At 59.9% G+C, this 13763-nt stretch carries 11 protein-coding genes; 8 read left to right on the top strand and 3 right to left on the bottom strand.

The annotated features are described in order from the left end of the window. Positions 1–351: 351 nt before the first annotated feature. Entirely contained in the window at positions 352–1101 is a 750-nt protein-coding gene (locus CKW26_RS28450) for a hypothetical protein (protein ID WP_095051023.1), read from the bottom strand. A gap of 344 nt (positions 1102–1445) precedes the next feature. Here CKW26_RS28450 and CKW26_RS28445 point away from each other — a divergent pair, with 344 nt between their 5' ends. The 3 genes from CKW26_RS28445 (at position 1446) to CKW26_RS28435 (ending at position 4096) form a co-directional block, all read left to right on the top strand. Next, entirely contained in the window at positions 1446–2594 is a 1149-nt protein-coding gene (locus tag CKW26_RS28445) for an aldose epimerase family protein (protein ID WP_095051022.1), read from the top strand. Positions 2595–2778: 184 nt separating this feature from the next. Then, a complete protein-coding gene (locus CKW26_RS28440) occupies positions 2779–3600 on the top strand; it encodes an aldo/keto reductase (protein WP_095051021.1) in 822 nt (273 codons plus the stop codon). Between the two features lie 25 nt (positions 3601–3625). Then, positions 3626–4096: a DUF1810 domain-containing protein gene (locus tag CKW26_RS28435; RefSeq protein ID WP_095051020.1), complete on the top strand. Its 471-nt coding sequence runs from the start codon at positions 3626–3628 to the stop codon at positions 4094–4096. Here CKW26_RS28435 and CKW26_RS28430 read toward each other — a convergent pair. Beyond that, positions 4061–6421 carry a DNA polymerase II gene (locus CKW26_RS28430; RefSeq protein WP_177409298.1) on the bottom strand — a complete coding sequence of 787 codons (2361 nt, stop codon included), beginning with the start codon at positions 6419–6421 and terminating at the stop codon, positions 4061–4063. The two genes, CKW26_RS28435 and CKW26_RS28430, sit on opposite strands and share 36 nt — an antisense overlap. A 198-nt stretch (positions 6422–6619) precedes the next feature. Here CKW26_RS28430 and CKW26_RS28425 point away from each other — a divergent pair, with 198 nt between their 5' ends. Further along, entirely contained in the window at positions 6620–7060 is a 441-nt protein-coding gene (locus tag CKW26_RS28425) for a CBS domain-containing protein (RefSeq protein WP_008084932.1), read from the top strand. A gap of 55 nt (positions 7061–7115) precedes the next feature. On the opposite strand, the gene CKW26_RS28420 is transcribed toward CKW26_RS28425, so the two are convergent. Next, positions 7116–7739, bottom strand: coding sequence for a glutathione S-transferase (locus CKW26_RS28420; protein WP_095051018.1), 624 nt, complete (start codon positions 7737–7739; stop codon positions 7116–7118). Positions 7740–8851: 1112 nt separating this feature from the next. Between CKW26_RS28420 and CKW26_RS28415 the strand changes: the two genes are divergently transcribed. The 4 genes from CKW26_RS28415 (at position 8852) to CKW26_RS28400 (ending at position 13751) form a co-directional block, all read left to right on the top strand. Then, positions 8852–9676: an energy transducer TonB gene (locus CKW26_RS28415; protein WP_095051017.1), complete on the top strand. Its 825-nt coding sequence runs from the start codon at positions 8852–8854 to the stop codon at positions 9674–9676. A gap of 67 nt (positions 9677–9743) precedes the next feature. Then, positions 9744–10430: a MotA/TolQ/ExbB proton channel family protein gene (locus CKW26_RS28410; protein WP_371857721.1), complete on the top strand. Its 687-nt coding sequence runs from the start codon at positions 9744–9746 to the stop codon at positions 10428–10430. Then, positions 10430–10831 (top strand): biopolymer transporter ExbD, encoded by a 402-nt coding sequence (locus CKW26_RS28405; RefSeq protein ID WP_093433931.1) that lies wholly within the window; start codon positions 10430–10432, stop codon positions 10829–10831. The genes CKW26_RS28410 and CKW26_RS28405 overlap by 1 nt, the downstream gene beginning before the upstream one ends. Positions 10832–11039: 208 nt before the next feature. Further along, positions 11040–13751 (top strand): TonB-dependent receptor, encoded by a 2712-nt coding sequence (locus tag CKW26_RS28400; protein ID WP_176471234.1) that lies wholly within the window; start codon positions 11040–11042, stop codon positions 13749–13751. Positions 13752–13763 lie beyond the last annotated feature (12 nt).

Below are 13763 nucleotides of genomic sequence, written 5' to 3'. Positions count from 1 at the left end.
TCTTTATCGGCGCTTGGGTGAAAGGAGGAGGGGCGAAATCTCCCACGGTCTGTGCTGCGTCAACAGTCAGAATCGAGCCTTGTCCCTCCTCCTCCCTTCAAGTCCTACCATACAAGCGAGCCTGCTCGCGAATGAGGTGGACCAGTCAACTCTTCAGCGCCTGAAGGAACGCTTTCGCGAGCAGGCTCGCTCCCACATTGGATCTCTGCCCACCACAAAAACTTGTGGGAGCTGGCTTGCCAGCGATGAGGCCAGGCCAGGCAACATAGTTTTGCCTGACCCACCGCCATCGCTGGCAAGCCAGCTCCCACAGGTTTTGTGCTGCATTGATGATCACCGCCCCAACCGAACTCACTGCACCGGCAAGAAATTCAGGAACAACAAACTCTGCGCGTAGTTAAGGCCGATCCGCCGATAACGCTCATCAAGCATCTGCGTGATCAGGTCCAGCCGCGCGACGATTTTGCCGAACTCGGTGGCGAAGCTCAGGTTGCTGCCCTCCTCCGAGATCTCATTGGAAAACAGCAGCGGCTGCCCTTCCTTGTTCTGCCGCTGGGACAAGATCCACGTGGCTTTTTCGATATTGCGTGCAGCGTTGTGAACGAACGTCGGGTTGATCGCATCGGTCATGTAGAACTCAGTGCGATTGCCATGGGCGGTGACCAGCATGCTGCCGATGGCATAGATGAACGCGCCGACACGGTCGCCGAGAAACTCCGGACTCATCGCATAGCTGAGCGCCGCCAAATCTTTTCGACCGCCAAGCACCGGCAACGGCTGTTGCTGCTCCACGGCCATCCGCACCTGCTTCACAGCGGCATGGATGTTGAGAAACCCTGACTTGCGCAGCTCGTCCGGGTTGCGCAGGTACAGCTTGGCTTGCAAGCGATAGAGGCTGCTGAGGTTGTCGCGCATCGCCAACGTGGCCATGCGGTCGACGCTGGTCTGCAGGAACTCCTGCGGCTTCCCTTCACGCATCTGATTGAAGAAACCATTGCCGTCCTGGTGACTGCAACCGCTGAACAGCAGCGACGACAAACAGGCCAGCAACAGGCACGGGCGGCGGAAAAAAGCGGCGATCAGGGCAAAAGCTCTCGGCATGAAATCTCGAACAGGCACATTCCTGTGCGGCGGGAGTCACCGCATCCTGGCCATGGATAGAGCCGCCGATTGCGAAAAAGTGCAGTGGTGCGCACGACCAGCCGACCTTCGGCAATGTCTGCCCAACCAATTAGTCTGTCTTTATTGTTGAAATAAACGATCAATCAACTATAAATCTTCACTGCACACACAAATAGCATGACTAGTTATCCTGTAGGAGCTGCCGAAGGCTGCGATCTTTTGACGTTGGGGTTTAGAAGCAAGATCAAAAGATCGCAGCCTTCGGCAGCTCCTACACGGCATCGGCGCCATTTTGAAAACAACAACAAAAAGGAAGGTCAACCATGCTTCAATCCCGTCACCTGCTCTCCGGCCTCGGACTGTCCCTGATGATCGCCACCCTCTCCGCCAACGCGGCCGGCCTCAGCGCCGAACACAAAGCTTTCGGCAAAACCAATGACGGCACGCCCGTCGAGCAATACATCCTGCGCAACAGCCACGGCATGCAAGCCACCGTCATCACCTACGGCGCGACCCTGCAATCGCTGAAAGTCGCCGACAAGCACGGCAAGTTCGACGACGTCGTGCTCGGCTTCGATGATGTCCAGGGTTACCAGAAAGGCACCGCCTACTTCGGCGCAACCATCGGCCGCTTCGGCAATCGCCTCGCCGAAGGTGCCTTCGAACTCGACGGCAAGCGCTATCAAGTGCCGCAGAACGATAAGACCAACGCGCTGCACGGCGGCCCGCAGGGCTTCGACAAGAAAGTCTGGAAAGCCCAGGAAACCAAGGACAAGGATTCGGTCGGCGTGACCCTGACCTATCTGTCGGCGGACGGCGAAATGGGTTTCCCCGGCAACCTCACCACCGAGGTGACTTATCGCCTCACCGACAACAACGAGCTGCGCATCGACTACAAGGCCAGCACCGACAAACCGACCGTGCTCAACCTGACCAACCACAGCTATTTCAACCTCGCCGGCGCTGGTAATGGCGACATTCTCAAACAGGTCGCCACCCTGCACGCCAGCCATTACACCCCGGTCACCGCCAAACTGATCCCGACCGGCGAACTGGCACCCGTGGCGGGCACGCCGATGGACTTCAGCAAACCGACGGAGATCGGCACGCACATCAAGGCTGATCATCCGCAGCTAAAATTCGCTGAGCCGAAACAGGGTGGGTTTGATTTCAACTGGGCGCTGGATACCAAGGGCGATATCGGCAAAGTTGCTACTGAGGTGAGTGACCCGCAGTCCGGTCGTGTGCTGCAGTTGTTCACCACGGAGCCGGGTGTGCAGTTCTATACCAGCAACTTCCTCGACGGCACCGTCAAGGGCAAGGGTGGCAAGGTCTATCCGCACTGGGGCGCGTTTACCCTGGAGACTCAGCACTATCCGGATTCACCGAATCAACCGGACTTCCCGAGTACTCGGCTTGATCCGGGGCAGGCTTACAGCCACAGCGTGGTGTTGAAGTTCTCCGCAAAATAACTCGCCCCGCCGTACCTGATCGTTCCCACGCGCAGCAAAGGAATGCCTCAAGGGACGCTCCGCGTTCCAGCTCGCGAAGGGACGCGGAGCGTCCCGGGCTGCATTCCCACGCAGAGCGTGGGAACGATCTGGTCTATCCTGCTGCCCACTAAAAGGTATCGACACATTCAGCAAGGAGGTTTGCATGCGTACCCTCGAACTGGCCGGCGTCCAGGTTCCAATCATTGGCCAAGGCACCTGGCGCATGGGTGAAGACCGCTCGGCGCACAAGCGTGAAGTGGCGGCGCTGCGCACGGGGATCGAGCTGGGCATGACCCTGATCGACACGGCGGAAATGTACGCCGAGGGCGGCGCCGAAAGCGTGGTTGGCGAAGCCATTGCCGGTCTGCGCGATCAGGTGTTTCTGGTGAGCAAGGTCTACCCGCACAACGCCAGCCGCAAAGGCATCCCGCAGGCCTGCGAGCGCAGTCTGCGGCGGCTCGACACCGATTACATCGACCTCTATCTGTTGCATTGGCGCGGCCAGTATCCGCTGGAAGAAACCGTCGAAGCCTTTGAACGCCTGTGCGAGGACGGCAAGATCGGCCGTTGGGGCGTGTCGAATTTCGATGTCGACGATCTCGAAGAACTCTCCAGTTCGGTCTGCGCGACCAATCAGGTGCTCTACAACCTCGAAGAGCGCGGTATCGAATTCGATCTGCTGCCGTGGTGCCAACACCAGCGCATGCCGCTGATGGCTTACTGCCCGATTGGCCAAGGCGGCGCGATGCTGGCTGAACCGCTGACCAATGAGATTGCCGCTCGTCATGGCGTAACCCCCGCACAGGTTTCGCTGGCGTGGATTCTGCGTCAGGATGGTGTGATTGCGATTCCCAAGGCTGTGCGACCGGAACACGTGCAACTCAATGCACAAGCCGCGCAACTGCAACTGGAGGCCGGGGATCTGGCGGCGCTGGACCAGGTTTTTAAAGCGCCACAACGCAAGCAGCGGCTGGCCATGGTCTGAGCCGCCGACTGGCGAGGGCTTCGCGATGAGAAGCACAGATCAGTACGACCCGTTCAACCTGCAACGTTTTGTCCAGGCCCAGGACCCGGTGTTCGAGCGCGTGCAACGCGAACTTGATGAGGGCCGCAAACGCAGCCACTGGATGTGGTTTGTCTTTCCGCAGTTCGCCGGCCTGGGCGGCAGTGAAATGTCCCGGCGCTTCGCCATCGGTTCAGCCGAGGAAGCCCGGGCCTATCTGGCCCACGAGCTGCTCGGCGCGCGCCTGCGTACCTGCACGCAGTTAGTGCTGAAGGTGAAACAGCGCTCGATCGCGGAGATTTTCGGCCATCCCGATGACCTGAAGTTTCATTCCTCGATGACCCTGTTTGCTCAGTTCGCCGCTGAAGACAGCGTGTTCACTCAAGCGCTGGAGCGCTATTTTCACGGCATTCTCGATGAATGGACGCTGCAATTGCTCGACTCAAAACAGGCCCAGTTGCCCCCCGATCAGGGTTGAGAAATCGTCGTCGACAAACGGCAGAATCGCATCCGCCACCGGTTGCAGTTGCCGTGTGATGTAGTGGTCGTAGTCGATGGCGGCGCGGCGCACTTCCAAAGGCTCCGGGCCGGCCAGGGTGATGACGTAGCTGATCCAGCCGCCGTTCTGGTATTGCCGTGGGCGCCCGTGCTGGGCGTTGTAGTCGTCGGCCAGCCGCGCCGCACGCACATGCGGCGGTACGTTGCGCTCGTAATCGTCGAGGGTGCGGCGCAGGCGTTTGCGGTACACCAGCCGATCATCGAATTCGCCGGCAAGGGTTTTGCGCACGTAGTCGCGCACGTAATCCTGATAGGGCTTGCGCTGGAAAATCCGCTCGTAGAGTTCCTGCTGAAATTGCCGGGCCAGCAGCGACCAATCGGTGCGCACGGTTTCCAGACCTTTGTAGACCATTTCATCGCTGCCGTCGGCGCGGGTGACGAGGCCGGCGTAGCGTTTCTTGCTGCCCTCCTCCGCACCGCGAATGGTCGGCATCAGGAAGCGTTTGTAGTGAATTTCGAATTGCAGTTCGAGGGCGCTTTCCAGTCCGTACTCCTCCCGCACATGTTCGCGCCACCAATCGTTGACGTGCTTGACCAGTGCATGACCGATGTTCGCCGCCTCTTCCTGCCCGTGCGGACGACGCAGCCAGACGAAGGTCGAATCGGTGTCGCCGTAAATCACCGCGTGGCCCTGCTCTTCAATCAACTTGCGCGTGCGCAGCATGATCTCGTGACCACGCAAGGTGATCGATGAAGCCAGCCGCGTATCGAAGAAGCGACAACCGCTGGAGCCGAGCACGCCGTAGAAGGCGTTCATGATGATTTTCAGCGCTTGCGACAACGGTGCGTTGTGCTCACGCTTGGCGGTCTCACGCCCCTCGGCGACACGTGAGACGATCGCTGGCAGGCAATGGCGAGTACGCGAGAAACGCGCGCCACGGAAACCCGGCACGGAATCGGCGTCATCCGGGTGTTGCAGGCCTTCGATCAGGCCCACCGGGTCGATCAGAAAGGTGCGTATGATCGACGGATACAGGCTCTTGTAATCGAGCACCAGCACCGATTCATACAGGCCCGGCTGTGAGTCCATGACGAAGCCGCCGGGGCTGGCCTGCGGGGGATTGGTGCCGAGGTTCGGCGCGACAAACCCCTGACGATGCATCAACGGCATGTACAGATGCGTGAACGCCGCCACCGAGCCGCCGCTGCGATCGGCCGGCAGCCCGGTGACGCTGGCGCGTTCGAGCAAAAAGGTCAGCAATTCAGTCTTGGCGAAGATCCGCGTGACCAGTTCGCAGTCCTTGAGGTTGTACTTGGCCAGCGCCGGTTTGTCCTCGGCGAACATGCGGTTGATTTCGTCCATGCGCTGGTACGGGTTGTCGATGGACTTGCCTTCGCCGAGCAGGGTCTGCGCGACGTTTTCCAGACTGAACGACGGGAAGCTCCAGGTCGCTGAACGCAGCGACTCGATGCCATCGATGATCAGCCGCCCCGCCGCCGAGGCGAAGTAGTGATTACGGCTGCCATGTTCGCGCCATTGCATCTCTTCGCCGCCACGGCCGATCTTCAGCGGCACGCCGAGGCGCCGTGCGTGTTCGTGGAGGATGCGCAAATCGAACTGCACAACGTTCCAGCCAATGATCGCGTCAGGATCGTGGCGGGCGAACCAGTCGTTGAGCTTCTTCAGAATGATGGTGCGCGAGTCGCAGTATTCGAGGTCGAAATCGACGATGCTGTCGTCGCCATTCGGCGCGCCAAGCATGTACACCTGACGCTCGCCACAGCCTTCGAGCGCGATGGAGTACAGCTCGCCGGTTTCTGTAGTCTCGATGTCCAGCGAGACCAGGCGCAGCTTCGGTCGGTAATCGGGGTCAGGTTTGAGCTGGGCGTTGAGCAACACGCCGTCGGCATCGGGCGTGCCGCTGAACTGCACCGGCGCAGTGATGAAGCGCTCCATCAGGTAGCGTTCCGGCGGGCGTACATCGGCTTCGTAGACGTCGACCCCATTGCGGTTGAGCGCGGTTTCCAGGCGCATCAATTGGCCGTGTTGCTGGCAATACAGACCGAGCACCGGGCGATGCTCGAAATCCTGCAGGGCCAGCAGGCGCAGTTCGACATTCTTCTCGCCATGCAGCAGGCGTTCGGCCGCTTCGCGCTGCTCAGCGGGGATAAACGCCACCGACGGCTGATGCGGCAAACGCACACGACGGGGCCCGGCGTCAGTCGCCAGCCAGAACTCGACTTCGGTGCCGGCCGGGGTATCGCGCCAATGCCGGGTCAGGACGAAGCCCTGCGGTAAATCCACCACTGCAACCTCAGGAATTGAATCAGAGGGGCATTCTACGCGGCATTGCGTGGGATGACCCTGGCGATAAATCGGCGTCAACCACGGAAAAAACCGGCGAATGACGTTTTTTGCGTGTTATCTGCCGCTTTGCCACCTTGCCCTGCGCGCTTGCGTCTACGATGCTTGGAGAACAACGACAACACCTGAGTAACCACCATGAAGACCGTCGCCCAACTGCTCAAGCTCAAAGATCAGAAAAATCAGGAAGTGCACCAGATCAAGCCTGATCACATGGTGCTCGAAGCGCTGATGAAGATGGCCGAGAAAAACGTCGGCGCCTTGCTGGTGGTCGAAGACGATAAGGTGGTCGGCATCATCAGTGAACGCGATTACGCACGCAAACTGGTGCTGCATGGCCGCTCATCCGTGGGCACGCCGGTGCGCGACATCATGGTGGCGAACGTGATCACCGTCGACACCCACCAAACTGTCGACACCTGCCTGGGCATCATGTCGGACAAACGCCTGCGGCACTTGCCAGTGGTGGAGAACGGCAAGTTGATCGGCTTGCTGTCGATCGGTGACCTGGTCAAGGAAGCGATTGCCGAACAGGCAGAGCTGATCAAGCAACTGGAGCAGTACATCCGCGGGGAATAATCCCCGTCCTCCTCATGATCGTTCCCACGCTCCGCGTGGGAACGATCATCGTCGGTCAGGACGGCCAATGCCGGGCGAACACCGGTGCCAGCACCGGATGCCGGTCAATCCGCTGCAGCCACGCATAAAACCCCGGTCGCGTCTGGCGCAAATGCTCGCGACTGCCCGCCCAGCGTGTCACCACCGCCGCCAGCACATCCAACGCCCCCGGCGTTTCGTCATCCAGATACAGCTCGGCGGAAAACTGGTCGGCAAACACCTCCCAACTCCAGTGCAAACGCTCGCGCGCGCCGGCGACCAGATTCTGCCGCGAGGCTTCGTCGGGCATCAGCAGCCAGCGCTCCGGATAATCGATGACGCCGATCGCCGCGTAGCAGTTGCTGACGATGTAGACCAGACCGCGAATCGCCTGATCACGATCCTCTGCTTTGGCAGGCAGCAAAGCGGACTTGGGAAACGTCAGCCCCAAGTGAATCAGGATCGCCGCGCTCTCGGTGATGGCGCCGCCATCGGGCAGTTGCAAGGTCGGTATCTGCTTGAGCGGATTGAGCTGCGCCAACGCCTCGGCAGCTTCGGTGCTGGCTTCGACATCAATGAAACGGTAAGCGATCTGGCACAGCTCCAGCGCCGCTTCGATGGCCGCCGCGCCTGAATTTCTGTGCCCATAGAGCTGGTACATATCCAATCCCCCCGAAAAGACCATTGCCACAGGGTAGATGGCTGTAGCGTGGATGTAGAAATAATCTGCCTGTGTATCGGCTTTGGCACGGTTTTCCCATGCACTCGCGACTTGCGAATTCAAACCTCGCAAAACAGCGCTTGCGGTGCCCATCCCGCACCAAGAGCAATCATCGAACGTTATCCGCGTTCTTGTAAGGTGCGATACCGAACCAAAAGTTCGCGTATCCGAGCTGGCAACAGGAGTTCACCGCGTGAATCTTCAAACGCTCTGCCGCATCACAGCCTCTTTGCATTTATCCGTTCGCCGCCGAGTTCATCCGAACAGTCCCGGCTGCCTTCACACTTACTTTATTACCTGACACTTCGACAGCGCACTGCGTTCGGCAATGAGTTATTGGCCGACGGCAGCGTGCTATTTATTTTTTAAATAAGACTCGGACATTTACTACGCAAACGCAGTGCGCATTGAACGACAGCAGGATTGTCGAACAATAACTTTCAACGCTATTGCAAGTGCACCAAAACTGCTCCACGGGTTTGAACTATTCAATACTTCAAACAGTGATTTCATTTAACCAACAACAAGGAACATGCCCCGTGAGCCGCTAAAACATTGACCCGCACCAATTCGGTCCGCCGCGCACCAGCAAGTGCCCTGGCCGCAAGCCAGGCCGCCGCTCTATCCCGCCGATCAGCGTGATATGGCGCACAGCCTGACTCGCCTGTGAAAAAGCTCCCTCGACCGGAGTAACGGCAATCTGCGCGCCATGGAAAAACCACGACAAGGGTAAAACTTATATAAATGCGACATGGGTAACACTCATGAAATACGCACTCTACATTTCAGCAACATGTGGCACAGCGGTTGCTATGTGTAACAAGCATGAGACACCGACCGTTGTCTTACGTAATAGAAGAACAACCAGGGAATGGCTAATGAACAGTCGAAGTCGATGACGCCAAGCCAGTAAGTTTGCACAAGCCTTGTTAACCGGATAGTTCAACTATCGGCTTCTGCTCACCTTGAAGAAAGTTGCACCCACCCACTCGAACATCTCCTGGATGTTCGGACGGCACCTTATTGCCCTTCATCAACCCGAGGGAGCTTTAATGAACGATGCGGTAAAGCACAGAACCCTGCCGGGGTCGTTGCGGGAAGCGCCAATTCCGCCGCCTCCGGGCAGGCCGGCGTTTAAAGCCAACACTTCGCAACCCGGCGGTCTGAATAAACAGCAGATGGTGTTGCTGGTCGCTGTGTCGGCACTGATACATGGCGGCGCCTGGTGGTTTCTCCAGCAGTCCAAAACAGAGCCATTGCCAACGCCACCGCAGATTCCGGAAATGACCGTCGAGCTGACCAGCCCGACGCCACCGGCACCGCCCACACCGGAACCGCCACCACCGCCGCCTCCGCCACCGCCGCCGGAACCGGAACAACCGGTGGAAGACGAGGATGCGGTCAAGCCACCGCCGAAACCGGTGGAGAAACCCAAGCCGATCGAAAAACCGAAACCGGTCGAGAAGCCGAAACCGGTGAAAAAGGTCGAGCCACCGAAAGCGCCACCGGCGCCGGCACAACCGGCGGCTCCTGCTGCCCCGGCCACCCCGAGCGCGCCACCGGCTCCTGCCGCCGCGCCGGGTCCGGTCAAGGAGTCGGCAGCGATTTCCGGTCTCGCCAGCCTTGGCAATCCGCCGCCGGAATACCCGTCGCTGGCACTGCGGCGCAACTGGGAAGGCAGCGTGGTACTGCGCATTCAGGTACTCGCCAACGGCCGCGCCGGTTCGGTGACGGTGACCAAATCCAGCGGCAAACCGCAACTGGATGACGCTGCTGTTGCCGCCGTGAAGAACTGGAAATTCATTCCGGCCAAACGCGGTGACACGCCGATTGACGGCTTCGCCACCCAGACCATCGATTTCAAATTGCCGCAATAACCGAACGCTCAATCAACGCACAACCGAATAACGCAAGCGAGGTGTCACCATGAACGATTTGTCTTCGATGATTGTCCCCGGCGTGCTCTGGGGTCTGGTGCTGTTTTCCGTGGTCAGCTGGGCGATCCTGCTGGTCAAGTCGGCGCAGTACCTGCGGCAGAAAGCGCAGAACAAACAATTCAGCAAAGCCTTCTGGGGCGCGCCGGATCTGCTCACCGCCGCCGAACACGCCAGCCAGTATCCGGGCGCGCTGGCGCGTATCGCCAGCAGCGGTTTCGAAGCGCTGCTGGTGGAAGATTCGCCGCGTACCACCCAGCAATTGGCGCACACCATCAACCGTTCGGATCGCCTGGAACGCAACCTGCGCCAGCAGATCCAGAAGGAACGTCGCTCCCTGGAAAACGGTCAGGCGATCCTCGCCAGTATTGGCAGCACCGCGCCGTTCATTGGTTTGTTCGGCACCGTGTGGGGAATCATGGAAGCGCTGAAAAGCATCGGCGAAACAGGCTCGGCCAGCCTTGAAGCGGTCGCCGGTCCCATCGGTCACGCGTTGATCGCCACCGGCGTCGGTATCGCTGTCGCCGTACCGGCGGTACTGATTTACAACTTCTTCCTGCGCCGTTTGAAACTCGCCTCGGCAGACATGGATGACTTCGCCCACGACTTCGACGCCCTCGCCTCGCGCAGTGCGTTTTCCATCAGCCGTCAGGCCATCGCCAGCAAAACCACGGCCGCCGTGCGGGAGGCCAGCTGATGTCCTTTTCCACTCAAGACAGCGATGAAGTGCTCAGCGAAATGAACGTCACGCCACTGGTCGATGTGATGCTCGTGCTGCTGGTGGTGTTCATCGTCACCGCACCGCTGATGACCAACGCGATCAAAGTGAACCTGCCGAAAACCGACGCCGTCGCCCCCGCCGAGAAGAAGGATCCGGTGGTGGTCAGCGTCGATCAGGACGGCAAGTTCTATCTGGCCAAGACCGAGCTGGCCCCGGAATCACTGGAAGCCAGCCTCAAAGAGGTCAAGGCCAAGGACAGCGAAGTGCGCGTGCAGTTGCAGGCCGACTCCGCCGTCAATTACGGCCAGGTGGCCAAGGCCATGGCGTCTATCGAACGCTCGGGCATTACCAAAATATCGGTGATGACCACCCACTGAGTGCGGTGCCGGCCGCGTACTGAAAACACGCGTCCGGCACCGCTGACCGAATCCCGTCGTAAACGGCCGACCGAAAAAACGCCACGCGTCTTCGGAGGGGATCGGCTTGCTTGAAGAAAGTGGTTTTCCGCACGCGGTATCACCGATAGCGGAGCAATGAGGGGCTCACAAGGCCAATTCGATAACGTCTAAAAAGTCGGAAATAACCATGCTGATGAACACTCCACGCTTCACGCTCAAACCATTGGTGGCAACGATTTCTCGCCACCGTTTTGTTCCGTTGTATCTGGTGGCCATGGGGATGGGCGCCGGGACTGTGCAGGCGGCCGAGGACGACAACGCTAACGTCCCGGCAGCTGCGGCGGTGGTTGCGCCGACCACGCAACTGCAACGGGTGGAAGTGACCGGTTCGGCGATTCGCCGGGTCGATGCGGAAACGGCGGTGCCGATCACCATTCTCAAGGCCGATGAGCTGCGCAAACAGGGCGTGACCACCACCGCCGAACTGGTGCAGCGCATCACCGGTAGCCAGTCGATCAACAACAGCGCAGGCTCCGTGGGCGCAGCCACTGGCGGCGCCTCATTCGCCGACATGCGCGGCATCGGCGCAAACAAGACGCTGGTGCTGCTCAACGGTCGACGCCTGGCCAACAACGCCTTGTCGGGGACCAACTCGGCCGGCGGCGCGGTGGATCTGAACATGATCCCGTTTGCCGCCATCGAACGTGTGGAAGTGCTGCGCGACGGCGCCTCGGCCCTGTACGGCACCGACGCCATCGGCGGCGTGATCAACTTCATCACCAAGAAATCCCTGACCGACGGCCAATTGACCCTCGGCGGCGAAACCCCGACCCACAGCGGCGGCGGTGCAACCAAAGACATGAGCGCCAGTTGGGGCTACGGCGATCTGGAAGAAGACCGTTTCAACGTCCTCGGCGTGTTCAACTACAACAAGCAGCAGAACCTCGACGCCAACGACCGCTCCTTCGCCACCGACTACGCCCCCGGTCGCGGCCTCGATCAGACCTCCGGCACCGCGTTCCCCGGCAACTACAGTCAGAATGGCAACGCCACCAACCCGTTGGCCAACAGCAATTGCAACGGCCCCAACCTGATCGCCCGCGACGGTTTGTGCCGCTTCAGCACCCGCGAATACATCGACCTGGTGCCGCAAACCGAGAAGACCTCGTTCTTCGGCAAAACCACTGGCAAGCTCGGCGACGATCACAACGTCAATCTCGAATACTTCTGGTCGCGCAACAACAACGCCACGGCGATCGGCCCTGCGCCGTTGACCGGTCTGAGCCTCGATTCCTCGTCGCCCTACTATCCCGGCAACGGCATCACCCCGGCGCCAACCGATTTCGCCCTCGACCCGACCCAACCGGTGGACGTCAACTGGCGTGAAACCGCTGCCGGCCCGCGTGAATCGAAAGACCAGAACACCAGCCAGCGCTTCCTGCTCAGTTTCGATGGTCTGGTCGCCGGCTGGGATTACAACGTCGGCGCCTCGTACAACCAGAACAAAATCGTCTCCAGCGTCACCAATGGCTTTGTCAGCGACCAGGCGATGATCAATGGTCTGGCCAGTGGTTTGCTCAACCCGTTCGGCCCGCAGTCCGCCGCCGGTCAGCAGTACATCGACAACGCGGCCTACCACGGTGCCTACTCCACTGCTGTGGGCCGTGTAGCCGGTTTCGATGGTCGTATCAGTCGTGAAATCGGCGACTGGTTCGGCGCAGGTCCGTCCGGTCTGGCCCTGGGTGGCGAGTACCGCAAAGAGAAATTCCATCAGGATTTCGAGTCGTTCGCCGGCGACATCCAGAGCCTCGGTATCGACCCGGCCGGCAGCGTCGAAGGCGACCGCAGCGTGAAAGCCGCCTACGCGGAAATCAACGTGCCGGTGCTCGACAGCCTCGAACTGTCCGCCGCCGTGCGTCACGACAAATACAGCGACTTCGGCAGCACCACCAACCCGAAATACTCGTTCCGTTATCAGCCGTTGAAAGAGCTGGTGGTACGTGGCGCCTACAGCGAAGGCTTCCGTGCGCCGTCGCTGTATGAGTTGTATTCGCCGCGCAGCATCACCTTCACCCAGGGCTACTACAACGACCCGGTGCTGTGTACCGGCGGCGTAGTGCAACCAGGCGGCAACGGCGGCCGCGATTGCGGTCAGCAGTTCCTCAACCAGATCGGCGGCAACGAAGACCTGGCCCCGGAAAAGGCGCGTAACGTGACCCTCGGCTTCGTCTATCAGCCGATCAACAACCTCTCGGTAGGTCTGGATTTCTGGTGGATCCACATCTCCAACCAGATCCAGCCGTTCCCGGAATCCACCGTGTTTGATCAGGCCGGCTCTTACCCGGATCGCTTCGTGCGCAACGCCGATGGCACGCTCAACTACATCGTCACCGGCAACGCCAACCTCGGCATCGTCGAAACCAACGGTGTCGATGTGTCGCTGGACTATCGCTTCCCGAACACGCCGTACGGTCAGTTCGGTCTGGGGCTGCAAGGCACTTATGTTGACGAGTACGACTTCCAGAGCACCATCAAAGGCCCGTTTACCGACAAGGTCGGCGACTTTCAGGGTGACGGCGTGATCGCACGCTGGAAGCACAACCTCACCGGCAGCTGGACCTTCGGCGCGGCGCGGGCAGCACTGACCAACCGTTTCACCACGGGTTACAACGACTACGACCGCGACACCCACGCGCGCGTGGCGTCGTATTCGGTCTGGGATCTGTCGGCCGGTTACACCTTCAACAAGGTGCTGGATGTCGATGCCGGGATGAAGAATGTGTTCGACCGCAACCCGCCGTTTTCCAACCAGGCCTACAACTTCCAGAGCGGCTATGACCCGCGCTACACCGACCCGCTGGGCCGTACTTTGTTTGCGCGCATGACCTACCACTTCTAAAGAACGAGCACC

This window comes from Pseudomonas sp. Irchel s3h9 (assembly GCF_900187475.1).
In the GTDB taxonomy this organism is placed as follows: domain Bacteria; phylum Pseudomonadota; class Gammaproteobacteria; order Pseudomonadales; family Pseudomonadaceae; genus Aquipseudomonas; species Aquipseudomonas neuropathica.
The sequence above is the reverse complement of the archived record's forward strand: the minus strand, read 5'-3'. Positions and strand labels throughout refer to the sequence as shown.

Coding starts and splice junctions, on each gene's coding strand:
- CKW26_RS28450 (WP_095051023.1), bottom strand. CDS start 1,101: ATGCCGAGAGCTTTTGCCCTGATCGCCGCTTTTTTCCGCCGCCCGTGC.
- CKW26_RS28445 (WP_095051022.1), top strand. CDS start 1,446: ATGCTTCAATCCCGTCACCTGCTCTCCGGCCTCGGACTGTCCCTGATG.
- CKW26_RS28440 (WP_095051021.1), top strand. CDS start 2,779: ATGCGTACCCTCGAACTGGCCGGCGTCCAGGTTCCAATCATTGGCCAA.
- CKW26_RS28435 (WP_095051020.1), top strand. CDS start 3,626: ATGAGAAGCACAGATCAGTACGACCCGTTCAACCTGCAACGTTTTGTC.
- CKW26_RS28425 (WP_008084932.1), top strand. CDS start 6,620: ATGAAGACCGTCGCCCAACTGCTCAAGCTCAAAGATCAGAAAAATCAG.
- CKW26_RS28420 (WP_095051018.1), bottom strand. CDS start 7,739: ATGTACCAGCTCTATGGGCACAGAAATTCAGGCGCGGCGGCCATCGAA.
- CKW26_RS28415 (WP_095051017.1), top strand. CDS start 8,852: ATGAACGATGCGGTAAAGCACAGAACCCTGCCGGGGTCGTTGCGGGAA.
- CKW26_RS28410 (WP_371857721.1), top strand. CDS start 9,744: ATGATTGTCCCCGGCGTGCTCTGGGGTCTGGTGCTGTTTTCCGTGGTC.
- CKW26_RS28405 (WP_093433931.1), top strand. CDS start 10,430: ATGTCCTTTTCCACTCAAGACAGCGATGAAGTGCTCAGCGAAATGAAC.
- CKW26_RS28400 (WP_176471234.1), top strand. CDS start 11,040: ATGCTGATGAACACTCCACGCTTCACGCTCAAACCATTGGTGGCAACG.